Source organism: Flavobacterium filum DSM 17961 (assembly GCF_000425465.1).
Taxonomy (GTDB): domain Bacteria; phylum Bacteroidota; class Bacteroidia; order Flavobacteriales; family Flavobacteriaceae; genus Flavobacterium; species Flavobacterium filum.
This window is the reverse complement of record NZ_AUDM01000012.1, coordinates 103,316-129,355: the sequence shown is the minus strand read 5'-3', so window position 1 is coordinate 129,355 and position 26,040 is coordinate 103,316. Positions and strand designations below refer to the sequence as shown.

Below are 26,040 nucleotides of genomic sequence, written 5' to 3'. Positions count from 1 at the left end.
TTTCCTTTTGTTGATGAATGATAAGCAAAGTCTATTTTATTTACTTTTTTCTTTTGGTTTTTCTTTTTCCTCGGCTGATTTAGTTTTCACCGTATCACCTGAATTCAACTCTTTTGTAACGGTTACATAAGGCCCAACAATTATTTCTTCCCCTTTTTTCAAACCTTGAATGACTTCAATATTAGTATCATCTTGAATACCGGTTTTGATGATTCTTATTTTGGCTTTATTACCAACTTTAACAAAAACACATTCTAGTTTTTTGTCTAATTTTTTAACCGGTTCTTCACCATCTTTAACCTCACCGGGTTTAACTTCAACTTTGTTTGTACTTAGCGTATCAGATTTCATTACAACTGCACTGATAGGAATTCCAAAAACTTTTTCTTTTCTTTTAGTGATAATATCCACAGTGGCTGTCATCCCTGGGCGGAAAGGCGAATAGGTTTCCGGTTTCCCTTCCATTAAATCTTGGTATGATTCTTTTAAAATTCTAACTTTCACTTTAAAATTGGTCACTTGATCAGCAGAAACAGCTGTGCTGGCAGAATTTGAAATACTGGTTACAATACCTTTGAATTGTTTTTTCAAGTAAGCATCTACTTCAATATTAGTAGAATCGCCAATGTTAATTTTAACAATATCATTTTCATTTACATCGACTTCAACTTCCATGTTATTTAGATTAGCAACTCTTAGAATTTCAGTTCCTGCCATTTGTTGTGTTCCTAAAACTCTCTCACCTAGTTCAACTGAAAGAAGGGAAATAGTCCCATCCGCAGGGGCATAAATCACAGTTCGTCCTAAATTGTCTTTCGCTTCGGTTACGGTTGCACTTGCACTTTGTACGCCATAATAAGCGGCTTGTTTTGCTGCTTGTGCATTTTCATAAGTCGCCACTACTCTATCCCACTCTGATTTAGAAATAATTCCTTTTTCAAAAAGTGTTTTGTTACGATTATAATTGGCTTGAGCTTCTTTTAATGTTGCTTCAGACTGACTCAAATTTGCTTTTGTGTTAGACAATCCGGCTACTGAGCGATTTAAACTTGACGTATATAAATCTGGATTAATTCGCACTAAAAGCTGTCCTTTTTTTACTACTTGTCCTTCTTTAATAGGTAATTCGATGATTTCTCCTGAAACCTCAGATGAAATTTTTATTTCCGTTTCAGGTTGAATCTTTCCGGTAGCCGAGACGGTTTCTACAATAGTCATTTCATTCACTAGTGCGATTTCCACTTCTTTTCCTTGATCTTTATTTCCTATCAAGCCAGCTTTTGAAAGCAATAACAAGACTACAATTAAACCTAAAGCAATTCCTAAAAATAGATATATTGATTTCTTTGACATAAGTTATGGTTTTTTAATAATGGGAATTCCGAAATAAAATTCTAAAATTTTGGTTCTAAAAATATAATCAAATTTGGTTCTCAACACTTCTGATTGTGCATTAGTCAATAAAACCAGTGATTGATTCAAATCAAAGGCATTCATTAACCCTACCTCAAACCTTTCTTTGGCGTAGATAAACGCTTCTTGTCTGGCTTCCAAGGTTGTTAAGGCAGCATCATACGATTTCAAAGCTGCTTTAACATCTGTAAAAGCCGTATAAACATTTCTTTCCAATGTTAACTCTTCTTGTTCATAAGCAATTTTGCTTCTTTCTAGAGCAACTTTTGAACGTTCTACATTATTTCTGGTTGCCATACCATTAAATATTGGAATGGTTAATTGCACACCAAAATTTTGTCCTTTATTATTGTCAAATTGCCTGAAAATGGGCAGTGGGTTTCCTAAAATAGGATTAAAATTAGGTTGCAAAACATTTTGATTCGTTCCTTCTACTAATCCTATTACGGTTGTAGGGTTATTGGGATCCAATTCAACTCCGGTAACTCTACCAATGCTGGAAGCTCTTGTACTAAAACTGTAAAAACCTTGAAGTCTTGGTTGATAAGCACCTCTTGCAATGGAAACGTCTTTTTCTGCTACTTCTAAATTGGTTTGGGCAATTTTTAGTTCAGTTCTTGTTTCTTTAGCTTTTTGATAAATTGATTCGGCTGTTTCTAATAACAGAGGTGATTGCAACACTTCATAATCTTGATCTACAATATCAAAATCTTTAAAGCTATCCAATTGAAGTAACTGAGCTAAACTTAATTTTGAAATAAGAAGAGCATTTTCAGCACTTATGACCAATTGTTCACTAGAAGCCACATTTGCTTTAATATCTAACAAATCTCCTCTAGGAATAATTCCGGCTTGAAGAAGTTGTTCTGATCGTTCTTTTTGTTTTTGATTATTTAAAAGTTGTTGCTGTTGTACTTTCAAATTTTCTTTATTGAATAAAATTTGCAAAAACGAATTGGCCACATTCAAAGCAATATCCTCTTGCATTTTAGTCAATTGATACTGACTGGCAATTTTGGCTAAATTCGCTCTGCGTAATCGGTATTGATTTTGTAAACCATTATAAATATCAACACCAACATTTAATCCTGCAGAGGTAAACTGAGTAGTTTGATTTTCTAAAAGACCGGTAGTAATGTTTTGATTTAAACCAATATTCCATGAGTGGGAAGTTGTTGCGTTAGCTGAAGGTAAAAAAGCACCAATTGCATCACTTTTTGAAATCTCTGCTAATTTTTCGTCAAGCTTTGAATTCTTAATTGAAATATTATTTTCCAAAGCATGATTTACACACTCTTCAAGCGTCCATTTTTTGGATTGAGCATGAATCGAAATACCAAAAAACATGAAAGTCACTATACATAATAGATGAAATCGGTTTTTAGTTGATTCATTTTTTAGAGAAAAGAGTTGTTGTAACATTTGAATGTATTTCTTAACTAATTTATGCTGATAGGACGCAAAAATGAAAAATGTGTTACACTAAAATAAAGAAATTTAAAAATAAAGTACATTTACACTCAAAAATCAGTACCACATCAATGAAATATATCTTATTCACCATTTTATTGCTTTTCATTTTACTTTTTATAAGTGCTTGCTCGAGCACTCAAAAAATTGATTTAGTTAAACCTGAGCCTAACAATGCTGTACCAATTGAGTATGAAACAACTTCTTCGTTTATTCACTTGCCGGTAACCATTCAATTAAAAGATATTGAAAAACAAGTAAACAAATCATTGAATGGTTTAATTTATAATGACACCATTTTAAAAGATGATAATTTGGCAGTTAAAGTATGGAAACAAAATGTAATTAAAATTGAATCGGTAAAAGAGGGAAACACAACAAAATTAAATACTGTTTTACCTTTAAAAGTGAATGCAATTTACCGCTATGGCTTTGAAAAAATGGGTATCAGTTTATATGATACAAAAGAATTTAATTTGAATGGTGTTGTTTCACTTGTAAGCGATGTTGGACTAACCAATTGGCAACTTCGCACCAATACAACCCTAAAATCGTTAGATTGGACAGAAAGCCCAACTGTAGTAATAGCCGGAAAAAATATTCCTATTACTTATATAATCAATCCGGCAGCACGATTATTTAAATCTAAAATTGAAAAAAGTATAGATGAAGCAATAAAGTCTTCGTTGGATTTTAAGCCCAATGTATTAGATGCTCTTGAAAAATTATCAACTCCATTTGAAATGAGCAAAGAATACTCTTCTTGGTTAAGAATTGTACCCGATGAACTCTATGTTACTGATGCTGTTTTGTCTGATAAAGAGATAAAAATGGAAATGGGTTTAAAGTGTTCTATTGAAACCATTATTGGAAAAACTCCCCAAAAAAAATTTGATAAAAAAAATATTGTATTGAAACCGGTAGCTAAAATGCCGGACCATATTACAGCAAACATTATTGCCGTTTCAACCTATGAAGATGCTTCACAAATTATGACCAAAAATTTTCAAGGAGTTGAGTTTGGCGAGGGAAATAAAAAAGTAAAAGTAACAAAAGTTGATATTTGGCACAAAGACGGAAAAATGATTATTGCTTTAGATATGATTGGTTCAATCAACGGTACTGTTTATTTATCCGGTTTTCCACAATATAATACAGAAACAAAAGAAATTTATTTTGACCAACTTGATTATGTTTTGAATACCAAAAACTTTTTGATTCGTTCTGCAAATTGGCTGGCACAAGGATATGTTTTACGAAAAATACAAGAAAATTGTCGCTATTCCATTCGACCAAATTTAGATGAAGCGAAACAAAATATTTTACCTTATTTAAAAAATTACTCGCCAATGAAAGGCATATTTGTTAATGGTACGATTGAAGATTTTGAATTTCAAAAAATCCAACTGACCAATACTGCCATTTTAGCTTTTATTAAAGGAAAAGGAAAAACATCGGTTACCATTGACGGAATGGATTAATTTAATTCTGGTTTCTTTTTTTTGAATTTCATTTTATAGACTACATAAAAAACGATAGCAACCATGATGTATGGAAAAGCCATTAGATAAACTATACCATTATTTATAGCCTCTGCTTTTGAAGTATCTCCTTCACTTTCTAATGCTGCTCTGCACATTGCACATTGAGCTGAACCGCTGAAAGAAAACAAACCTACAAATAAAACTAAAAAAAATCTTTTAATGAGCATAATATGGTGCTATCATAAAGTAAACAATCACTCCTGTTATAGCAACATACAACCAAACCGGATAAGCAATTTTAGCAATTTTCTTATGCTTGTCAAATTGTTCTGATAATGCTTTAACATAGGTTACCAAAACTAAAGGAATTACAACTACTGAAAGAAGTATGTGAGAAATTAAAATAAAATAATAAATATATCTGATAAATCCTTTTCCTCCATAAGGTGTGCTATCGGAAGTCATGTGATACGCAACATACATTACTAAAAACAGAACAGAACATGCAATAGCGGTTTGCATTACTCTTTTATGAGCTTGAACATTTCCTTCTTTAATAAAATACACTGCTAAACCCAATAACATTGCTGTTGCTCCGTTTAAAGTAGCATATATGGGAGGTAAAAAAGAGAGTGGCTCAACTTGAATTCCATAATCTTTCAACTTTATTCCAAATAACAAAGCTACAACAACGGGAATGGCTATAGAGAGCAAGATGATAAATTTATTATACTTTTTCTCTATTTGTTGTTTTGAAAGTGTATTTGTCTTTTCCATATTATTCGCTTAATAGTACTTTAATATCTTGTTTCAATGCAGCAATTCCTTTTGCTTCAATTCCGTCATAATAAACAATTGGATTGCCAAAATCGTCTTTTCTACTTCTGATGTTTCCTTTTTTATCTATCAAGGCAAACAAACCTGAATGTTCAAAACCACCTTCGCTGTCTTTATTTTCTCCTGCAAAAATTGAAAATCCTTTGTTGGCCAAAGAATAGATGTAATCTTTATCTCCCGATAAAAAGTGCCAATTCGGATTTTTCACACCCAAATGAGCTGCATGTTCTTTCAATACTTGAGGAGTGTCATGTGCCGGATTTATGGTAATAGATACAATTCCAAAATCTTTTTCTCCTTCAAAATGATTTTGCAATTCCACCATATTTTTATTCATAATCGGACAAATAGTAGGACAAGTAGAAAAGAAAAATTCAACCAAATAAACTTTACCATTATAATCTTCGTTTGTAATGATTTTGTTATCTTGATTAGTTAAACTAAACTTAGGAGCTTTACCAATTGAAACTAACAAATCTTCTGAAGTTTCTTTTGAACCTGGAACGTTTAAACGATCAATTTCTGTAACTTCTTCTTGATTTATCTTTTTTATTATTCTTGGAATAAAAATAATTCCGAAAACAAGAATAATAAACGAAATACCGATGTATGATTTATTTTTCATTTTTTACTTTTTTCTATTTGCTGAATTCTTTTTTAATGCTAATCTGTATTCGGCTAAAATAATTTTAATGTCATCTCCCATTTCGTTGTGAAGATCTGCAGCAGAAATGGTGTTATAGCCTTCTTTATACTCAGCATTTCCTTTTTTATCTTTTCCTTTTCTTCCTCTTAAATTTCTTTCCTTGTCAATGATAAAAACATTTGGCGTACCCACATCAGCTCCTAATTGTCCAATTAAATTAAATTGTTGGTAATAGTTCTTAATTTCATCCGGAGATGCAAAAATATAATGCCAACGCGACATGTCTGAAATTCTACTTAAATCTTCTTGCACTTGGGCTGTTTGTTCTTCCATACCAAATGGTGTTACACAAATCAATTGAAAATCACTGAAACCCATTACTTTTTCGTAAATCTTTTGGTTGAGATTAAAGGCATTTCCTTTGTTTTTTATGACTTCATTTCCGGGAAACACTAAAATAGTAATCTTATTGTTTAAAGAAAACGTTTCTCCTTTTGTGCTTTTCCATTCTTTTAAATCGGGAACAGAAGGAGTAACAGTTGGCAGATGAGTAAAATTATGAACCCCGGATGCAAAAAAAAGATAAGCAACAATGGGTAAAACAAATAAAACAAAAAGCACAATATTCTTTTTCATTGCAATGCATTTATGCTTTACAAAAATAAAAAAAGGTACGCAATGCGTACCTTAAATATATTAAAATTTATCGTTAAAAGTTCCACTTAATTATTGATGATTTATACACATCGAAAATATAACCTCCTTCTAACAAAAATATCAAAGCAATGTATAACGCTAAGAATACAAATGTCCAAACAACAGATCTTCTTAAACTTGATTTTTCATCTCTCATGTGCATGAAATCCCAAGTGATATAATATGCTTTAACAATAGTTAAAACTAAAAAGATTAAGTTCAAAGGAATAATATATATGAATGGTGATAAAATCATATTCATAAGAGTCGCTCCAAAACCACCTTCAAATGGTGAAATCCAAGCAGTCATTAAGGCAGCTGGTTTATAAATACCTAATACAACCTCAATCGCTGTTACGATAGAAAGAAAGATTAAAACTCCCCAAATTTTTTGCTCGTTAGACTTGAATTTAAGTCTTCCTCTAAAAATTGCTAAATTATGTGCGTGTGCCATTTTAAATTCGTTTAATAAATTATACTAAGTAGAAGAAGGTAAATACAAATACCCAAACTAAATCTACAAAGTGCCAATACAATCCTACTTTCTCTACCATTTCGTAATTTTTTCTACGCTCATACGTACCTAAAATTACATTTAAGAAGATAATGAAGTTAATTACTACTCCTGAAAAAACGTGGAATCCGTGAAAACCAGTAATGAAGAAAAAGAAGTTAGCAAATTGTTTATTACCGTATTCATTTCTAACCAAGTTAGCTCCTTGAACAACATGCACAGCATCATTCAAACGAGCTAATGATTCTTCACGGGTTAAAATGGTTTTATGCTTTTCTTTATTTAAAGTAGGATGAACTCCGGTTTTGTCATTTTTATCCAAATACATTTGTTGCGTTCTAACCAAAATGTTTGGATTAGCTTTGAAACCTTCAACAACCTCAGCTATTGAATATCCTGGCAAAGACGCTTCTTTAGTGAACCAAATTCCATTTTTACGCTCATGTTGAACACGATCACCTGGTAGCGTTTTAGCAAATTTTTCTAATTGAATTCGCTTACCATCTTGATCCACAAATTGAATAATGCTTCCTCCTTTGGTTTCGATTGCTCCATATTCGCCTTTGATAAAGTTTTTCCATTCCCAAGCTTGCGATCCTACGAAAATAAGACCTCCAATAATGGTTAAAAACATATAAAAAGCTACTTTTGATTTCTGCATGTGGTGCCCTGCATCAACAGCAAGTACCATTGTTACAGAAGAGAATATCAAAATAAAAGTCATTAATGCAACATACAACATTGGCAAGTCGTGCCCGTGCATGAATGGAAAGTGATTAAACACTTCGTCGGCAATTGGCCAACTTTCTGCAAATTTAAATCTTGAAAAACCGTATGCTGCTAAGAATCCCGTAAAGGTTAAAGCATCTGATAAGATGAAAAACCACATCATCATTTTACCATAGCTAGCACCCATTGGCTCATTTCCGCCATTCCAGATTTTTTCTTCAGTTGTAGTAACTGTCGCTCCCATATATAGTTATTAGTTAAAAAGTTCCCAAATTTACATAAATTTTCTATTCGTAAAAATAGAAAAATAAAAACAACAAAATCCACAAGAAATCAAGAAAATGCCAAAACATTGCAGCAAGCTCAATTCCAAGGGTTTGAGTTGAATTGTATTTTTGTTTATAATGATTATAAATTACGATTAGCAATGCGATTAGTCCTCCAAAAAGGTGTGCCAAGTGCATTATCACAATGATGTACAAAAAGGAAGTGGTCACATTACTTTCACTTCCGGTAAAAAAATAACCATTTTCAATAATTTGACCGAAGCCTAAAAATTGTGTAAAAACAAACCCAATTCCGAGTAACAAAGTAACCCATAAAAGTAAACCTGTTTTTGCCTTGTCATTTTTTTTAATAAACGATAATGCCAAATGAATAGTTACACTACTGATTATAATTAAAATAGTACTCCAAACAAAGGCAATTGGCATATCAAATTCTTTCAGCCAGTCTTTTCGCGAAGTACTCACAACATAAGCACTTGTTAATCCAGCAAACATCATCACCATACTAATCATGGCAAACCAAAGAAGCAATTTATACGATTGTGCTTTTCTTTCGTTATATTCTTGAACTGTCATATTTTTTTAAAATTATCTTAGAAATTTATCTGCAATGTAAACCAATTGAATCAACGTAATATAACTAACACTACTCAACATCAATTTTCGAGCAGCTTTTGCGTCTCTCTTTTTATATAATTCGAATGCAAAATAAAGCATCCAAACACCGATTAAAAAAACAATTACTGCCGAAATTGGTGTTAAATATAAACGGCTTCCTACTATTCCAATGTAAGGAAAAACAGCCGGTAATATCGATGCAATGATTAACCATATGGTATATAAAATGATTTGCAATGCTGTTCCTTTGTCTTTTTCACCTGTTGGTAACATAAAAAATCCTGCTTTTTTGTAATCATCATACAAAAACCATCCAATGGCCCAAAAATGTGGAAACTGCCAAAAAAACTGAATTAAAAACAAGGTTCCGGCTTCTAAACTGAAATCATCTGTAGCAGCCACCCAACCCAACATAAAAGGAATGGCTCCCGGAATGGCACCCACAAAAACAGAAAGAGAAGTAACCGTTTTTAAAGGGGTATAAACACTTGTGTATAAAAAAATCGAAATTGCCCCAAACATTGCTGTTTTGGGATTAATTAAATACAAAATAACAATCCCAATTAAGGTTAAAGCCGAAGCCAAAATGAATGCTCTTTTGTTTGAAACTCTTCCGGCTGCAATGGGTCTATTTTTGGTTCTATCCATCAATTTATCTAAATCTTTTTCGATAAGTTGATTATAGGTGTTAGAAGCTCCAACCATACAATAGCCGCCGATAGCTAACAATAAAAAAGTAGTCCAGCTGAACTCTGAAAGCGATAAAATTCCTAAAAAATAGCCGGCAATAGAAGAAAAAACTACGCTAATGGATAAACCCGCCTTTGTGATTTCTTTAAAATCGCCAAAAAGAGTTCTATTGGAAGTAGTAATTGTTTCGGAGTTCAAAAATGCCGTATTTTAATTTTCGGCAAAGATACAAATAACTCTACTTACAACCGATTGAACAGTTCAGAAAAAAATATAAAATCTACTGAATTATTTTCAAACCCTAAAAAACAATTAATAATCAAAATACCAATTAAATAAATCTGCACGAACACCAAATGAAAACCAAGTAGTATCTTGTTTAAAAGTGGTAAGCGTATTTTTGGAAGGATCAAAACTTCTATAAATTAAACTTCCAAAGAGTTTAAAGTTTGTAGAAGGATTAATTAAATATCCCGCCTGAAAATCGGCTATCATAATGGTTGTTTTATTTCCTTGACCAACTTTTACACCAGTGTCAAACGGACGGTCTTCATTATAATTTTTATAGATATTTCCACCATAATTAAACGAATCATCATCGTTATCAAAATCTAATCCACGAACACCGTAAGTTAATTTCAAATCGCCAAACCATCTGTCTTTATTGTATCTCGCAATCATCAAAAATTCTTTTGCATTTCCTCCCCACTGATGACCTAAACTTTGGTTACTGTGACCATAATTGGTAATTGGATTACTGTGAGCATACACATAAGGATTCACGTGATTATATTCAGCTTGCAAGAATAAATTCTGAATATTGAAAGCGTTAAAATATTTTACACCTGCTTGATAACCAAATTTATTTCGCCAACTTTTGTTGGATGCTTTAACATCATTCAAGGCAAATTCATCAATCAAAAATTGACCATAAATCGCCCATTGGTTACTCAATTTATACTTTGAAGTAAAGCCTAACATTGCGTTTCCGGTTTTTGAGGATGAATTAAACTCAACCGTTCTGTAAAAAATAATTGGATTAACAAAGCTAAAATCAAAGCCTCTATCATTTGTATTGGTCCAAACTACTGATTCAAAAAAGCTTAAATTCCATCTTTTTGTTACATTCCAACTTAAAAAATGATTAGCCATATATTTGGTTCCATACGTCCCATCAATTGTAGCTTGAGGTCGAATGTCTTTTAACCACATATAGGTATTGGTGTATTTAATCTTCCAAAAAGTGGTATTGATTTTAAAAAAAGGATACGGACTTGCTCCATCAGAAGTTAACAAAGAGCGATAACCATCACCAATAAAATTTCGTCCATAACCCAACTGTAAATTGATAAATTTGTCAGCATTATACGTTATATTAGCATCTGCAAGAGCAAAATCGTAGGCATCTGTTTTAAATGATTTTGCAATGCCTATGCCCGGTATTACAGCTGGATTTCCACCAGAAGGTCGAATGCTTTCCGCATAATCATTGTAATATCCTGCAAATCTTCCTTGGCTTTCATAAATGGAAGTTGTAAAATTCAATTTCCCACCTAAACCTCCTTGAATTTGAATACCTCTTGTATTTTGATAGGTGTAATCATTAACTTTTGGACTTGAAACTCCGGCCCTTAAATCAAAAATAGGGTTCAAAGTGAACCAATAATCTTCACCTTGAATGGCTACAGTATGATCGTTCCATAATTTCTTCCCCCAAACGCTTGATTTGTCTTTTTTAATTTTTTGATAGGCTTCCATAAAATCATAATACTGACTCACTTCGGCATACGTATATGGTTTTGATGCTGTGTGATTATTTGTTCCTATTTGATTTAAAGCCGCATCAAACTGCGTATATAAATTATGACTAAATGGAATATTTAAATGACTTTTAAATTCAGGATGAGAAAATTCGCTGTATTTAATCGCATCATATTCGGTTAATTCCTTTTTTTGATTTAGATTTTTTGAAGATTCATTTACAACTGAATTTGCTGCATTTAAACTTTCTTCTAATGGAATATTTATTTTAATTGAATACCTTGAATAGGTTGGATTTCCGGCAAAAGTTGGTGGACCAATTACCGGCATTAAACCAAAAATTCTCTTCACCTCTTCGTTTAATTCAGGATAAGGTGCATCCACATATTGCAAAACAAACTTTCCTTCTTTGTTTACTTCAAAAAGCACTCTAAAACTGCCTTTGAAACCGTTTTCTTTTACTTTTTCGGGGATAGTGAACGATGAAAAAACCAATTTTTGAACTTCATCATAGAAACAATTTTCTAACTCAACATTTGATTTTTGTTGACAGGAAGGAAAAACCGGAAATTGTTCAATGCTCTTGTCTTGTCCAAAAACATTCAAAGAAAAACAACTAAAAACTATAAATAATATAAATTTTTTCATCAAAAAAAGGTAATATGATTAATATCCGCTTTGGGCATTTTGTCCCGTAATAATGGCTAAGGCTGAAGATGTACCGATACGTTTTACGCCTAGTTGAATCATTTCTACAACTTCTTCATAGGAGCGAACACCGCCGGCTGCCTTCACCGGTAGAGGCGAACTGTTTTCCAACATCATTATTATTGAGGAAACTGTTGCACCATTGGGTTTATTATTTTCAGTTTTATAAAATCCGGTAGATGATTTCACAAAAACGGAAGCATATTGATCTTCTTTACAATTTGACATGACCACATTCTTTATCAGTGCAGACAGTTGAATAATCTCCTGATCGGATAATGCAGCTACCTCAATTATCCATTTTACAGTTTTATGATGTGAAAGTCCAAATTGAGTGCATTTCAATACTTCTTCTTTTACCAAAGCAGAATTGCCGTTTTTAAACGTTTGATAATTGCAAACAAAATCTAAATCATCTACACCGTCATGAATAGCTTTTTCGGCTTCAGCCAATTTTTCTTCCAAAGTATTTGTTCCTTCAGGAAAAGAAATTACCGTTCCAACCAAAACTTTTGAAGCCGCTTCAGTAATCATTTTTTTTGCCAATGCTACATGTTTAGGGCGAATCATGATAAGTTTAAAATGATGCTTAATTGCTTCTTGAATAAAAGAAGAAACAACTTTAACATCCTCAGCTTCTGATAAATTTGCTTGTTCTGCCGTTTTTAAATAGGTAGAATCTAAATATTGTTTGATATCCATAGTGTAAAATTAAAAAATCCCACCGAAGTGGGATACATTTCTATGAAATATTATTCAACTAATTTAAATTTAATTGGGATTTGATAAGCAACTCTTACCGGTTTTCCGCCTTGCATACCCGGTTTAAAACGCGGTAGCTGTTTTATTACCCGAAAAGCTTCCTTTTCAAAGTTTGGAATAACTTGATTTTTTCTGTTAATTGCCGATACATCTGAAATACTTCCGTCAGTGTTAATTACAAACTGAATGAAAACAGTACCTTCAATTTTTTTCTCCATTTCTTTTTCAGGATACTCCAATTTATTTTTTAAAAAGCGACTCATTTCTTCATTGAAGCATTTATCTCTTTCTAATCCTTTTAATCCGGAACATTTACTAAAAGTAGGTTTTTCGTCAAGTTCCCAAAGGTTTTTAAACTTTGACGGATCATCTACAATAGTAGTAACTACTGTTGGCTCAGGCTGATTTTCAATTGGAGTTTCTACTTGTTCAGGTTCAGTCTGATCTGTAGTCGGAATTTCAGTTGTGTTGGAAACCGGTTTGAAATTGGTAATTGTTGGCTTTACAAAAGTTTTTGGCTTGACAACCTCCTTTTTAGGTTCGATTTTTGGTTCCTTTTCTATTTTGAAATTACCTGCAAAAACTTTCTCTTCAACAGTGGCCGGGACTTTGTAAACAAAAACTTTTTCGTTTACATAAGGTGTTTTGTATTCAATAACAAAATAAACAGTCATTAAACTAACTAATAACCCTAACTGAAAATATAAATTTGAGTTTAGGTTTCGATTGGATTGGTTTTCAGAAGCTCTCATAATTATTACTTTTTTGGTTCATTAACCCTAATCCAATAAACATGCCAAAAAAAAATCCACTTTTCAGTGGATTTGATTTTAATTGTCTAATTTAAAAGTAATTGGAATACTCATGGTCATTCTTACCGGTTTCCCTCTTTGTTTACCGGGAACCATTTTTGGTAATTTAGACATAATTCTTTGTGCTTCTTTCTCAAGTGTTGGATAAGGAGCTCTCATGTTAGCAATGGTAACAGAGCCATCTCTTTCAATGATGAAACTTACAAACACTTTTCCTTGATGACCTGCATCCATTGCCGCTTCAGGATATTGGAAGTTTTTCTTGATGTGCGCTTGTATTTTTTCTTGAAAACAATCTTTTCTCTTTTCTTTGGCTACACTTTCGCAACCTGGAAAAAGAGGAACATCTTCAATAATGGCAAAAGGAACATCTGGTTCTGGTTCTTCTTCATGAGCCACAACTACTTTTTCAGCTTTTACAATTTCCTCTTTTTGGTTGGTTTCTGTAGATTGAATTTGAACTTCTTTAATTTCTTTTTTATCTTCCACAACCTTAATAACCTCAGGTGCTGGTGGCGGAGGAGGTGGTGGTGGCGGTGGTTGATTTAATTGTTGTGTAATCGGCACTTCTTCATCTAAGAAGCTATTATCTACTTTAGCCGTTAATCCAGACAAATCTTTCTCATACGTTTTTAACTCAATCGCTAAGTAAGAAAGAACAACTATTGCAGCTAAACCAAGTTGAAAATAGAGTCCACTATTTCGTTTTGGATCAACACTCGGATTCTTTTTTGGTTCCATAATTTGTATTTTGAGTTGCTAATATAACTATTTATAAAAAATCTAAAAACTATTTTAAAAAATTTAACCTTTTTCTATTTAAATACAACAAAAGTGCGGCGGTTAAACTTCCTAAAGAATTGAACACTACATCACCCCATTCTGCTCTTCTAGTGCTTGTAAAAGCTTCTTGCATTCCTTCAATTATTATGCCATAAAAAACAGCAATTAAAATTGAAATAAAAATTGTTTTATAAAAATTGCTTTTTACAATTATATTCAAAAACAATAATATGGTTAAAACAAAATAAAAGGTGAAATGTACATATTTATCACTATTTTCAACACTTATTTTGGGCATTTTTCTAAAACTTACTAAGCTAAGAATGGTTATCAAAATAACCCAAAAAAGTAAAATTGAAAAAAGTAATTTTTTCCTAGGCACCTATTAATGCTTTATATGCTTCGCTATCTAATAATTCATCTATTTCAGTTGTGTCTGAAATTTTCACTTTTACCATCCAGCCTTTCCCATATGGGTCACTGTTCACATATTCAGGATTTGATTCTAACTCATCATTAAATTCAAAAATTTCTCCTGCAAGAGGTAAAAATAAATCAGAAACTGTTTTAACAGCTTCTACTGTTCCAAACACTTCATCTTTAGCTAACGTTTGGTCTAATGTTTCCACTTCAACATAAACAATGTCGCCAAGTTCTTTTTGTGCAAAATCAGTAATGCCAACTACAGCAACATCACCTTCTATGCTAACCCACTCGTGGTCTTTAGTGTATTTTAAATTTGATGGTATATTCATTTTGTTTGTTATTTTCAGCAAATGTAATTTTTATACTAGTATTATAAAACCTTTTTGACTACAAAATTTTGTTAGTTCCCAAAATTATAGCGAAGCGTAAATCCGGCTCTAATATTTGTTAATGGGAAAGCAGTAGAAATCACTGCTTTAGAAAAAGTATGATCATAAAAGAAAATGGCCGTTAAATTTTTACTGAACGAATAATCCGCCGTTACTTTTGCAGACCAAATATTTTGCCCTCCAGCCAACTGATTATTGTCATAATCTAAATAGCGTACAATTGTTTTGTTATCTCTAAATGAAAAATCAGTTCTAATGTTGATATCACTTTTAATAACACCCTGTGGATTATCGGCCAAAGCAGAATTTATGGTAACATCTTTTATACGATAACCTAATCCAATAATATATTCTACTCCTCGTACTTCGGTTAATAAATTATTATCAAAACTCATAGACAAAGCTCTATCTTTCTTCATCTCAGCCAAAAACTTAAAGGAGTTTTTCATTTCAAAATCAACTCTAACCAACGGGTTAAATTGTTCAATCAAGTTGATGTTTTGCACTAATGTTTTATTGAAAAAATTACCACTTTGATCCAATTGATTCGGACTTTGTTCATACTCAAAATTAGAACGGAATGAATTAATTGTATAAGTAGATTTATAAGCATGTTGAATAGAAAAACGCTTAAATTTATCTTTAAAATATTTATAACGCATCAATCCACTATATTTCACAGTCCAGTTTGGAATTGGAATATCTCTAAAAATTCCTGTAGAAACATCTCCAGCATCCTTCCCACTATAGGCCGCTAAGAAAGAAGGAATCAAAACAGCTTGACTATTTCTACCAAAACCAACCGGGAAACCAAAATTCGGATCATTTGTATCGGTAACTCTTGGGATTTCTCCAATATAATACTGCTCTGCCAAACGGTTTGCTACAACTAAACGGTTGTCTCTAAATTGTTGAAAAGCAGCTGAGCCGGTTTCATCACTTTTTTGGAAAGCAGTTTTAATTAAAATAGTTGAAATTGAATAATTACCGGTTGTAAAAGGTGAACGTGAATTATACTCTCCGTTCAACACATCATATTGCTCAGAGAAATTTTCCATGTAGTTTCGATCGGCAACCAAATCTATTGTAAAATCAGGGAACAAATCAACTTTTGCAGTCGCATTAATTTGTTTGGTTGATACTTGCGTATAACTTTGATTATATTCTGGAAAAATTGTTAACCAACCTCTTCGTGCTGCTTCATATCTAACATCATCTTGTAATCCAAAAACAAAACCCGTAGAAGGTCTGGTTGAACCAAAGAAACCAAGTGATTGTGTATAACCCGGAAGTAATGTTCCTTCATTTTGGGTATAATTTACTTGAATATTTTTCACACTAGTTAAAACACCTATCAATCCTTTTACAAAAACATTTCCTTCACTTTGTTGTGGCTGTGTTGGGTTTGTAATTTTTTCACCTGGTTTTGGTGCAGCAGGTTTTGGTGCAGCAGGTTTTTTTGGTGTTTTTGTTAAACCAATGTATTTATAAAAAGAATCCATATTCAATGTTGTATTCAAACGATGAGAACCAGTATTTTGAATCGTATTTCCTAAATCATATACTGTTCCGTCTTCCGCTTCAAAAGAGGATAATGCTAACGATGAACGAGTAAAATTAAATGTACCGGTATATGTATAATTCGATTTTAAGAAACTTAAAAAAGGAATTTTATTCAATGGTAAATCATAATTTACAACAATTTGCTGGTTCAAATTATTAGGAATACCTACTTCAAAATAATCATCAAAAATGCGATTTGAATCATCAGGCAATCCTTGTTCATCAATATAATTACGAACTAAGTTACTTCTATCAGAAGTGTAATTAATTTTTAAAGATTTGGTTAAATTGAAATTAAATCCATATTGATAATTAAATAAATAATTTCTTCTATACAAAGGATCTAATTCAATTCCTTGCACTTCCACTTGTCTGAATTGTTGTCTGTTAAATTGTCGAATTACGTTTGTACTAAAATTGATATTTGTAGGCAAATAATTGAAATTAAAATCACTTAACAATTTCCAATATTGTGATTTTTTCATGAATTTATTGTTCTTTAACGGCTCAACCGGTTTTGGTTGAAAAGAATATGCATAATCAACAGATGAACGCACTTGTTGATCTACGTAATCTTGAATTTCATAATTATGTCTTTCAACTTGATTGAATGAATGCGATAACGTCAAGTTTTCTACATCATAAATCTTTGGTTTTTGCTCCGCACCACGTTCTTTTCTTACGCCAATAAAGTTGATACTTTTTCGTTTAGTATAATCGATGGCTCTGTTTTCAATATTTCTTTTTTCAGCAGCATCAGGTGTAATATCAATCAATTGTTGAAGTTCAATATCTTGATAGAATGGATCAAACTGAGGCGTGATAAATTGTTCGCCAATAGCATAATTAAATGGCAGGTTTAAACCCCATTTTTTTGGAAGAAGCTTACCTACATTGATATTGGTAACAATATCATATTGATGCATATCTTCTCTACTTCTCTCATTTGCTCCTTGTTCTAATGTTCCGAAACCAATGGTATTCATTCTTCCGGTTGCTGATAAATTCATAAAATCGGCAGCATTAGCATCAACATTCAAAATAGCCGCCATACCTCCTTTATTTTTCATACCGGCTACACGAAGTTCATTCAACCAAACTTCACCTCTAATACTACTTGAAGTAATGTCACCTGTTTTTGCATTTTTTAAACCAACCATCAATGTTCTAACAAGTCCAAAGTTTGGATTTCCTTTAATTCCTAGTCGCAATTTATTTGGTTTGTTGGCTGCGGAAGGGTCTAATTCATCTTCATCTTTGAAAAATATTTCATCAGGATTCGGATTTTGACCACTAATGTTCAACACTTTTAATTTTGTTAGTAATGAAAGTTTTAAGTCAATTTCATTGTCTTCCGGCCAAACATCCTCAGGTAAAGTTGATCCAAAAGCAGTAACTTTCAAAGGAATTTCAACTTGATAAAAGTTTTGTGTAAAGTCATTTCCAAAACGGATAAAAGCAACCATTTCATCATCTTGCAAAGGATTGGAATCATTAACAACCGGCTCGGCATGCACAAACATTTTCAGTTTTTCAAACTGACGCATATCCACCTCTAAATTTTTAAATACCGCACGAGAATCACCGGGTTCTAGACCTCCAGGCTGGTTTGAATTTTTTGGAGTTACTCTTAACGACAAAGATTGTTCGTTTTGATTGATTACCGTGTTATTATTAAATAATTGCTCACGTCTAACACCTGGTGGCATTACATAATTTATTGGGTCTCTATTACTATTTTCTTGAATATTAACAGATTGCACATCAAAAGCTGTATTATCATCTTCATCTGTTCCTGTTACATCATCAGGTTGCAATGTTCCTGTAAATCTTCTCCACTCACCTCTTACTAAATCAATAGTGGCAAAACGAACAGTTATTTCATCTGTAAATCCGGTCATAAACATTCTCATGAATCGAATTGATCTAAAGTCTGAAATACTACCAATCTTGTTATCAAATTCTGTTACAGGTATTTTAAATTGTAACCATCTGGCGGCAGGTAAATCTAATCCATCTGAAGTTTGAGAAGGATTGATTAATTTAACATCTGTAATATAATTGCTACCTACTTGCATATCAGGAGTAATATCTAATTTATACTCATAATAGGCATTAATGGTATTCATGGTATTATCACGATTGATGTCTTCAACATCCGGCAAAGTAGAATTTCCGCGATTATTATCTGAAACACCAACAGGTGAATTTCTTTCTAAACCATTATAATTTTTATAGCGTTGAATAACATTACCGGATGCACTCAAATAGAATTGATAATTATCCGCAGCCGGGTCACTAAAACCGGCAATTATTGGAGGTATATTTTCTAAAAGTGCTTCTTCGGCGTCATTTACACCGTCTAAACCAACATCTTGATTTACTCGATTATTATCATTTGTATCAAAAGCATAAATCAACGATTGAGATGCTGGCACTTTACCCCAAATGGTTGGGATTGTGGGTTGTGACGAACCTGGTTCCGGCAAACCATTTTCATATTGTTTTCTACCGTCTTTCAATACATCTTCTGAAATTTCACCCAAATTCAAATAAATCTGACCAATATTTGTAGAAGGCGTCTCGGTAGTTCCAAAATACGGATCTAATAACCACAATTGAATAAATTCAACATTCCCTTGTTCAAAATTAGTCGAATTAATTCCTCTCATAATTCCACCAAAATTTTGCTCCGGATTTGGCAAAAGATTATCCGGTGTAGTCGCTGGATTATAATTATATGGTCCTCTTTCTGCCGGATAATACGTTAAATCTAGCGTGTTAATTACGGTTTGTTGTCCTTGAGCAATATCCGTTACCGGGAAAATATCATTAATAAAGAATCGTCTGGTTCTATTTAAAGACATATCTTGATTGGAAATTCCACCCGGTCTTTGGCTGGTATAGAAAATAGGATCAACGGTGTACCAAGACAATTTTGCTCTTCTAAAACCATATTGTAACGAAGTAGAATTACCAAAAAAGTCATATGTACTAGTCGTATTACGTTCAGGTACGCTAGCTAAACTCCAAGATAAAGCAGATTTTACATCAATGGTTGTTTGAGAACCCTCAAAATCATCAACATATAAGGTAGATTCTCCATCAAAGTTATCTGCTTTTGGTGTATCGGGCTTTAAAAAAGCAATTTCACCACGAACAGAAATATTTGAAGGAACATCTGTATCGATATTAGGCAGTTTATTTACTAATCGGGTTAGAAAAGGAAGTTCAGTTGAATAATTTCCATTTAAACCATAAATAGAATTGTTAACAGACTCTTGACCAAAGCTTGACTTTTGTGTAAAAGGTCTCTCAGTCATTCTTAAAAAAGTTCCTCCAATTTGAAATTTATCAGAAAATTTATGTTCAACATTAAGCCCCATAAATCGTCGGGTTTGTTGACCAAAAACGGAATTATTTTCTACAGAAATATTAACAGGAGTTCCAGATGCTTGCAATGAAGGATCTAAAATTCTAACTCTACCAAGCTGATAATTCACAGTGTAATCAACTCCTTCAGTTAATGTTCTACCTCCGGCAGTAACCACAACAGAACCCTGAGGAACATTAAACGCACCAATTGGAATACCATCGCCCCCTTGTGATTTATATCTACCTCTTAATAAAAATTTATTTTTGTCACTATCTTGTAAAGCAGCCGCTTGAGTGCTTCTATACATAGATCTGTAAACATATTTATTTTGATTGACATTGTAACCCGTTGTTGGATTATCATAATCTTCTAATTGATTTGTTCTTAACTTATTGAACAAGTGTTTACCAAAAGGCTCAACAGTTGTAAAAATCAATCTTCCGTTTTGAGTATCTACAGTTAAGCCAGGTACAAAATCAAAAAATCCGTCACCTCCAGCTTGTGGGTCATTAGTATAATTTAAACGATCAACATTAAAAACTTCTAACAATGGCGTTTCCGTTACATCTGTTGGTAATGGCAAAGGTGGATTTCCAGCCGGAGTGATATAGTTTAAAGGCGAAGGGTCTGTATAAAGAATGTTAAATCTAAAATCTTCCTGGCTCAATTGAAAAGCTCCTTGAATTTGATAAATATTTTTCATCATCAAATTCCAAATTGGCTTATCTACGTTGGTTAAATTACTCTTTAACATTTTCAAAATCAAACACTGAGTAGCCGGAATATTAGTAGAAGGATCTACAACAGTTGATTCTACTCCGTCATTACCAAATTCTCCTACTTGATAAATTTGGTCACCAATAGTATATTGAAAAGCAACAGCTACTACTTCATCATTGGCTAATCGTTGTTGCAAAGAAATATATCCTAAATTGGGATGAAAAGTAAATTCATTTGAGGTTAATTTTCTGGCATTTTCTAATTTAGAATAATCTAAACCTTCGATTGCCGAATAATTAAATCCGGAGCCGGAAGTTACAATTTCCCGTACATTCGAATTTAACAATCCTCCTCCAGACTGAATCAAAGCAGGATTAAAATCATTATTGGAGTTATTCGATGGAGTATTAGGTGGCACATTAAAAAATCCAGCAGGAATTGGATCAATTCCCACTATTTGACTATCGGAAATTCCATTTATGCCAGATTCTCCCAAATCTTGAAGAGCAATGATATTTCTTAAATTATTTCCTTCAGGAGAAGTATTTACTCTGTTTTGTCTATTGGTAATCCAAACTTCAATACGGGTAATTTGTACACGACTATCGATTAACGGGTAATTTCGCAAGGATGTATCATAACGATCTCTAAAATATTGAGATAAGAAAAAATGTCTGTCTGCATCATAATCCAATGCGAAAAGTTGAAAATCCTGAATGGTTCCTCCACCCTGTGCCGTTACAGATCGAGTTTGCGATTTTTGTTCTGAATAAATACCTGTAATAGTTGTTTTTCCAAATTGAAACTGAGCTTTTACCCCAAACAAACTTTGAGCACCTCTTATTAAGGTATTGTTTAAAGGCATACTTACGTTTCCGACTTCTAATTTTTGAAGAATAGCATCCTCATCTGGAGCATATTCTAATTTGATTAAATTTTGAAAAGCAAATGTTGATTGGGTATCATAATTGGCATTAACGTTTAATCGAGTTCCCACTTTTCCGGTCAAACTCATATTGATACGTTGATCAAAATCGAATGTAGTTGTAGTTCTATTTCTGGGTGAAAAAGAAGGATTATCTTGTTTAGTGTACCGCACACCCAAATCCATTTCAACAGATCCTTTTGGCTGAACATCAATGGTGTTGCTTCCAAAAATTGTTTCAAAAAAACCGGAATTCACATAATACCTTGGCAATAAGTCTTTTTTGGCTTCTTCTGAACCATCTTTTTTGCCTTCCATTGCGTCTAATTTTTGTTTAAAATAATCACGCATGGATTCTCTCAAGACTAACTCTTGGTATTCTTTAGGTGTTAAAATAACTGGGTAATTGATGTTAAACTCACCAATAGATGAATTAAAAATATACCTATCGGTAACCGGATCATAGGTATAGGCAGACACAATACTTGGTGGATTATTTAACTGAATTTTTCCTTTGTTATATCCAACTGTATCCTTTGGCGTTTCATCTTCTTGAGAAAAAACTAAGGTAGAATACAGCAAAATCAACCAAAATCCGTATTTTTTAAGTTCGTCTAAAATGCTAAATTGATACTTCGTTTTCAAGTATTATAAATTTTTTAAAGCCTGTTTAATTATTGTTTCAATGGTGGCGTCTGGTTGTTCTTTCACTACTTTTTCCACTACTTTTTCTGCTAATTTTTTGTTAAAGCCCAAAACCTCCAAAGCAGATAACGCTTCTTCTTTGTTTGTATTGTTTGAAGTAGCAGAAACTTCATCTAAAGCATAGACCTTTAACACTTTTTCTTTTAAATCTAAAATTGCTCGTTGAGCCGTTTTTGCACCAATCCCTTTTATTCCTTGAATAGTAGCAACATCACCCGACGCCAGAGCTTGAATAATCTGCTTTGGCTCCATTGAAGAAAGCATAGTTCTCGCAATACCGGCTCCAATACCGGAAACAGAAAGTAATAGCTTGAATATTTCTCTTTCTGATTTTTCTGCAAAACCAAAAAGCGTATGAGCATCTTCTTTAATTTGAAGATAAGTATACAATTTAATGGAATCACTGTCTGGAAGGCGTGAAAAAGTATGAAGAGAAATTTGCAAATGATATCCCACTCCGTTGCAGTCTATCACTACATCGGTTGGTGTTTTTTCTACTAAGCGTCCATGAATATGGGCAAACATATTTGATAAAAGTTAGTTTTCAAATGTAACAAAAAACTTTAATTATCAATCAACAAAACGATTAATAACGTAAATTTTAGTTAAAAACTCACTTTAATTGACTTATAACGCTTTTCTTTTTCCTGAGCATCAACTACTGCAACTGCTGCCATATTGACCATTTCTTCAACGCTAGCACCCAATTGAAAAATGTGAGCGGGTTTATCCAAACCTAACATAATAGGCCCAATGGAATCAACCTTATACAATTCTTTCAACATTTTATAATTGATATTTGCCGCCTCTAAGTTTGGAAAAATAAGCGTATTTACTTTTTTACCAGCCAATTTTGAAAAAGGAAACTTGTCTTTCAACATTTCAGGATTAAGAGCAAAATCAACTTGTATTTCTCCATCTACTATTAAATCCGGATAATATTTATGTAAATAGGCTACTGCTTTACTCACTTTTTCAGCGGTTTCATTACTTGATGAACCAAAATTGGAATAGGAGGTCATAGCTATAACGGGTTGCATTCCAAACATTTTCACTGTCTTGGCGGTCATCAGGGCAATTTTGGCCAAATCATCAGCTGATGGATCTACATTTATGGCGGTGTCAGAGAAAAATATTGGTCCCCGATTGGTCATCATCATATTAGTAGTAGCGATTCTGGTTACACCCGGAGCTTTATCAATCAATTGCATTATTGGCTTTACAGTAGAAGGATAACTTCTGGAATAACCCGTTACTAATGCATCCGCCTCCCCTTCATTCACCATCATAGAAGCAAAATAATTGCGTTCACGCATCCATTTTTGAGCGTCTAACAAAGTGATTCCACGGCGTTTTCTTGATTCCCAAAAAGAATTGGCATATTGCATTCGTTTTTCATCCAATTCTTTGGTTTTAGGGTCTAAAATAGGCACATCGGCATCAAAACCAATTTCCTCTTTTAATTCTAAAATGGTTTCTTTATTTCCTAAAAGGATAGGCTTTCCAATCCCTTCTTCCATCACGATTTGAGCTGCTTTCAATACATCTAAATGATCCGCTTCTGCAAAAACAATTCGTTTTGGGTCAGTTTTTGCACGATTCGCCAACAAACGCACCATTTTATTATCAGAACCCAATCTTTCGGCTAATTCTTCTTCATATTTTTCCCAATCCAAAATAGGGTTTTGTGCCACACCGGAATCCATCGCTGCTTTAGCAACCGCCGGAGCTACAATTGTAATTAGTCGAGGGTCAAATGGTTTTGGAATAATATAATCACGACCAAAATTCAATTTGGTTTCGCCATAAGCAATATTTACTTGTTCTGGTACGGGCATTTTGGCTAATTCGGCTAACGCATGAACAGCAGCCATTTTCATCGCTTCATTAATTTTAGTTGCTCTAACATCCAATGCTCCTCTAAAAATATACGGAAAACCAAGCACGTTATTCACTTGATTAGGATGGTCAGAACGTCCGGTTGCCATGATAATATCTTCTCGAGTATTGATAGCAACATTATAATCAATTTCAGGAACCGGATTAGCCATAGCAAAAACAATCGGGTCGTGAGTCATATCGAGTAACATTTGCGGTGTTAAAATATTTCCGGCAGATAATCCAAGGAAAACATCGGCTCCTTTCATCGCTTCACCTAGGGTTGTTCCTTTTTTTCCGGATGTATATTTTTGTTGCAATGGCGATAAATCTGTTCTTTCTGTATGAAGCACTCCATCTTTATCAAACATGATGATATTTTCAGCTTTTACACCTAATAAAAGGTATAAATTAGCGCAAGCCAAGGCAGCCGAACCGGCTCCTGAAACCACAATTTTTACTTCATCTGCTTTTTTATTGGCTAGTTCTAAAGCATTCAATAAAGCTGCAGAGGAAATAATGGCTGTCCCGTGTTGGTCATCATGCATCACCGGAATGTTTAATTCTTCCACCAAACGGCGTTCGATTTCAAACGATTCGGGAGCTTTAATATCTTCTAAGTTGATTCCTCCAAAAGTTGGAGCGATATTTTTTACGGTTTCGATAAATGCATCTATGTCTTTTGTGCCCACTTCAATATCAAACACATCAATATCGGCAAAAATTTTGAAGAGTAAAGCCTTTCCTTCCATCACCGGTTTTGAGGCTTCTGGACCAATATCGCCCAAACCTAAAACAGCCGTTCCATTAGTGATTACAGCTACCAAGTTTCCTTTGGCGGTGTATTTATAAACGTTATTGACATCTTTGGCAATTTCCAAACAAGGTTCGGCCACACCAGGTGAATAAGCCAACGACAAATCACGTTGTGTTGCATATTTTTTAGTAGGAACAACTTGAATTTTCCCTGGATTTGGTTTTGCGTGGTATAAAAGGGCTTCTCTGCGTTTGGTGTCTTTGTGCATGAATTTGATTCTTCTATGTTTGACTCACAAAGGTAAGAGAGTTATGGGAATATTGAAATTTTAAGGAAGTTCTTTTTTGGGTAAATTTTTAAAAAATTTTTGGGTTTATAAATAAACTAATTGATAAAATAAATATTTCAAAATTACCTTGTCATTTCTTTTTTAAGTTTTTCAATCACATTTTAAATCCTATTAAAATTTATTTTTGAATTTGAATTTCATTTAATGAATCCTTTTCCCAAATTTTCCAATTAGAATAACCCTCATTTTCTATGCACGGTGTAATAGAAGGATTTTGTTTTGATAAATACATTTTAATAATTTCTTTTTTAAATTCATTTAAATACACTTCTAAATCATCACTTTTATAAAAATCCATAGCTTTCAAAAAACTTAAACTTGGAAAATTTTGTTTTTCGTTTTCAAACACAAAATGTAACTTAGGATTATAATTTCTATTGTTTTTCCATTTAGTCAACACTTTTTCTCTTTCTCTTAAAATCAAACTATTTTTTAATTCTAAATGAATATCATAGACACACATTTCATAAAAAAGTTTAATAGTAGTAACATCTCCAATTTCTGGTTTACAAAAATCAATATCATACTTTTCACTCATAAATTTTAAATCATCTTTATAAATCTCAAAAGTCATGATAACCCTCTCGTTTTCAACTATATTATTAATGTTTACATTTGTCTTTTTATTTATACCTGAACTATTACATCCAAAAAGAGATAAAAAAAATGCATATATCACTATATTTTTCATGGTTTTAGTTTTTTTAATTTTTTAATGTTAAGTGAAAATTTGCTAATACTC

General features: G+C 32.8%; 21 protein-coding genes. 1 reads left to right on the top strand and 20 read right to left on the bottom strand.

Annotated elements, in window-relative coordinates:
- Positions 1–36 precede the first annotated feature (36 nt).
- Entirely contained in the window at positions 37–1,353 is a 1,317-nt protein-coding gene (locus H601_RS0108965; protein WP_026711202.1) for an efflux RND transporter periplasmic adaptor subunit, read from the bottom strand.
- 3 nt (positions 1,354–1,356) lie between these two features.
- On the bottom strand, positions 1,357–2,835 hold the full coding sequence (locus H601_RS0108960; RefSeq protein ID WP_084139964.1) for a TolC family protein: 1,479 nt from the start codon (positions 2,833–2,835) through the stop codon (positions 1,357–1,359).
- 119 nt (positions 2,836–2,954) lie between these two features.
- Between H601_RS0108960 and H601_RS0108955 the strand changes: the two genes are divergently transcribed.
- Positions 2,955–4,364, top strand: a complete 1,410-nt coding sequence (locus H601_RS0108955) for a DUF4403 family protein (RefSeq protein ID WP_026711200.1) — start codon at positions 2,955–2,957, stop codon at positions 4,362–4,364.
- Here the strand turns inward: H601_RS0108955 and H601_RS0108950 are convergent.
- The 18 genes from H601_RS0108950 to H601_RS0108865 all read right to left on the bottom strand — a co-directional run bounded on the left by H601_RS0108950 (position 4,361) and on the right by H601_RS0108865 (position 25,989).
- Positions 4,361–4,594, bottom strand: a complete 234-nt coding sequence (locus H601_RS0108950; RefSeq protein ID WP_026711199.1) for a hypothetical protein — start codon at positions 4,592–4,594, stop codon at positions 4,361–4,363. The two genes, H601_RS0108955 and H601_RS0108950, sit on opposite strands and share 4 nt — an antisense overlap.
- Positions 4,584–5,144: a DUF420 domain-containing protein gene (locus H601_RS0108945; RefSeq protein WP_035655773.1), complete on the bottom strand. Its 561-nt coding sequence runs from the start codon at positions 5,142–5,144 to the stop codon at positions 4,584–4,586. The genes H601_RS0108950 and H601_RS0108945 overlap by 11 nt, the downstream gene beginning before the upstream one ends.
- A gap of 1 nt (position 5,145) precedes the next feature.
- Entirely contained in the window at positions 5,146–5,829 is a 684-nt protein-coding gene (locus H601_RS0108940) for an SCO family protein (protein WP_026711197.1), read from the bottom strand.
- Positions 5,830–5,832: 3 nt separating this feature from the next.
- The gene (locus H601_RS0108935) at positions 5,833–6,486 is read right to left on the bottom strand and encodes a hypothetical protein (protein ID WP_026711196.1); all 654 of its coding nucleotides are present in this window, start codon (positions 6,484–6,486) and stop codon (positions 5,833–5,835) included.
- A 73-nt stretch (positions 6,487–6,559) separates the two neighbouring features.
- On the bottom strand, positions 6,560–7,000 hold the full coding sequence (locus H601_RS0108930; RefSeq protein WP_026711195.1) for a cytochrome C oxidase subunit IV family protein: 441 nt from the start codon (positions 6,998–7,000) through the stop codon (positions 6,560–6,562).
- A gap of 19 nt (positions 7,001–7,019) precedes the next feature.
- Positions 7,020–8,033 (bottom strand): cytochrome c oxidase subunit 3, encoded by a 1,014-nt coding sequence (locus tag H601_RS0108925; RefSeq protein ID WP_026711194.1) that lies wholly within the window; start codon positions 8,031–8,033, stop codon positions 7,020–7,022.
- A 43-nt stretch (positions 8,034–8,076) separates the two neighbouring features.
- Positions 8,077–8,652 (bottom strand): cytochrome c oxidase subunit 3, encoded by a 576-nt coding sequence (locus H601_RS0108920; RefSeq protein WP_026711193.1) that lies wholly within the window; start codon positions 8,650–8,652, stop codon positions 8,077–8,079.
- A gap of 12 nt (positions 8,653–8,664) precedes the next feature.
- The gene (gene cyoE / locus H601_RS0108915; RefSeq protein ID WP_026711192.1) at positions 8,665–9,582 is read right to left on the bottom strand and encodes a heme o synthase; all 918 of its coding nucleotides are present in this window, start codon (positions 9,580–9,582) and stop codon (positions 8,665–8,667) included.
- Positions 9,583–9,696: 114 nt separating this feature from the next.
- Positions 9,697–11,793, bottom strand: coding sequence for a capsule assembly Wzi family protein (locus H601_RS0108910; RefSeq protein ID WP_026711191.1), 2,097 nt, complete (start codon positions 11,791–11,793; stop codon positions 9,697–9,699).
- Positions 11,794–11,811: 18 nt separating this feature from the next.
- Positions 11,812–12,555, bottom strand: a complete 744-nt coding sequence (gene deoC / locus H601_RS0108905) for a deoxyribose-phosphate aldolase (protein ID WP_026711190.1) — start codon at positions 12,553–12,555, stop codon at positions 11,812–11,814.
- A gap of 50 nt (positions 12,556–12,605) precedes the next feature.
- Positions 12,606–13,367, bottom strand: coding sequence for an energy transducer TonB (locus H601_RS16155; RefSeq protein WP_084139963.1), 762 nt, complete (start codon positions 13,365–13,367; stop codon positions 12,606–12,608).
- A 78-nt stretch (positions 13,368–13,445) separates the two neighbouring features.
- Positions 13,446–14,168, bottom strand: a complete 723-nt coding sequence (locus H601_RS0108895; protein ID WP_026711189.1) for an energy transducer TonB — start codon at positions 14,166–14,168, stop codon at positions 13,446–13,448.
- 49 nt (positions 14,169–14,217) lie between these two features.
- Positions 14,218–14,508, bottom strand: a complete 291-nt coding sequence (locus tag H601_RS15505) for a VanZ family protein (protein ID WP_051220707.1) — start codon at positions 14,506–14,508, stop codon at positions 14,218–14,220.
- Positions 14,509–14,584: 76 nt separating this feature from the next.
- Positions 14,585–14,965, bottom strand: coding sequence for a glycine cleavage system protein GcvH (gene gcvH / locus H601_RS0108885; RefSeq protein WP_026711188.1), 381 nt, complete (start codon positions 14,963–14,965; stop codon positions 14,585–14,587).
- Positions 14,966–15,036: 71 nt separating this feature from the next.
- Positions 15,037–22,254, bottom strand: coding sequence for a T9SS outer membrane translocon Sov/SprA (gene sov / locus H601_RS0108880; RefSeq protein ID WP_425402333.1), 7,218 nt, complete (start codon positions 22,252–22,254; stop codon positions 15,037–15,039).
- Between the two features lie 3 nt (positions 22,255–22,257).
- Entirely contained in the window at positions 22,258–22,839 is a 582-nt protein-coding gene (gene ruvA, locus H601_RS0108875; RefSeq protein ID WP_026711186.1) for a Holliday junction branch migration protein RuvA, read from the bottom strand.
- Between the two features lie 80 nt (positions 22,840–22,919).
- A complete protein-coding gene (locus H601_RS0108870; protein WP_026711185.1) occupies positions 22,920–25,217 on the bottom strand; it encodes an NADP-dependent malic enzyme in 2,298 nt (765 codons plus the stop codon).
- Between the two features lie 199 nt (positions 25,218–25,416).
- On the bottom strand, positions 25,417–25,989 hold the full coding sequence (locus H601_RS0108865) for a hypothetical protein (RefSeq protein ID WP_156900373.1): 573 nt from the start codon (positions 25,987–25,989) through the stop codon (positions 25,417–25,419).
- Positions 25,990–26,040: the final 51 nt, after the last annotated feature.

Bases quoted from the DNA above. Each gene is read 5' to 3' on its own strand.
- H601_RS0108950 (WP_026711199.1), bottom strand. From the start codon at position 4,594: ATGCTCATTAAAAGATTTTTTTTAGTTTTATTTGTAGGTTTGTTTTCT.
- H601_RS16155 (WP_084139963.1), bottom strand. From the start codon at position 13,367: ATGAGAGCTTCTGAAAACCAATCCAATCGAAACCTAAACTCAAATTTA.
- H601_RS0108935 (WP_026711196.1), bottom strand. From the start codon at position 6,486: ATGAAAAAGAATATTGTGCTTTTTGTTTTATTTGTTTTACCCATTGTT.
- H601_RS0108895 (WP_026711189.1), bottom strand. From the start codon at position 14,168: ATGGAACCAAAAAAGAATCCGAGTGTTGATCCAAAACGAAATAGTGGA.
- H601_RS0108930 (WP_026711195.1), bottom strand. From the start codon at position 7,000: ATGGCACACGCACATAATTTAGCAATTTTTAGAGGAAGACTTAAATTC.
- H601_RS0108965 (WP_026711202.1), bottom strand. From the start codon at position 1,353: ATGTCAAAGAAATCAATATATCTATTTTTAGGAATTGCTTTAGGTTTA.
- gcvH (WP_026711188.1), bottom strand. From the start codon at position 14,965: ATGAATATACCATCAAATTTAAAATACACTAAAGACCACGAGTGGGTT.
- ruvA (WP_026711186.1), bottom strand. From the start codon at position 22,839: ATGTTTGCCCATATTCATGGACGCTTAGTAGAAAAAACACCAACCGAT.
- H601_RS0108955 (WP_026711200.1), top strand. From the start codon at position 2,955: ATGAAATATATCTTATTCACCATTTTATTGCTTTTCATTTTACTTTTT.
- H601_RS15505 (WP_051220707.1), bottom strand. From the start codon at position 14,508: ATGCCCAAAATAAGTGTTGAAAATAGTGATAAATATGTACATTTCACC.
- H601_RS0108865 (WP_156900373.1), bottom strand. From the start codon at position 25,989: ATGAAAAATATAGTGATATATGCATTTTTTTTATCTCTTTTTGGATGT.
- H601_RS0108925 (WP_026711194.1), bottom strand. From the start codon at position 8,033: ATGGGAGCGACAGTTACTACAACTGAAGAAAAAATCTGGAATGGCGGA.
- H601_RS0108870 (WP_026711185.1), bottom strand. From the start codon at position 25,217: ATGCACAAAGACACCAAACGCAGAGAAGCCCTTTTATACCACGCAAAA.
- H601_RS0108960 (WP_084139964.1), bottom strand. From the start codon at position 2,835: ATGTTACAACAACTCTTTTCTCTAAAAAATGAATCAACTAAAAACCGA.
- H601_RS0108920 (WP_026711193.1), bottom strand. From the start codon at position 8,652: ATGACAGTTCAAGAATATAACGAAAGAAAAGCACAATCGTATAAATTG.
- deoC (WP_026711190.1), bottom strand. From the start codon at position 12,555: ATGGATATCAAACAATATTTAGATTCTACCTATTTAAAAACGGCAGAA.
- H601_RS0108945 (WP_035655773.1), bottom strand. From the start codon at position 5,144: ATGGAAAAGACAAATACACTTTCAAAACAACAAATAGAGAAAAAGTAT.
- H601_RS0108910 (WP_026711191.1), bottom strand. From the start codon at position 11,793: ATGAAAAAATTTATATTATTTATAGTTTTTAGTTGTTTTTCTTTGAAT.
- H601_RS0108940 (WP_026711197.1), bottom strand. From the start codon at position 5,829: ATGAAAAATAAATCATACATCGGTATTTCGTTTATTATTCTTGTTTTC.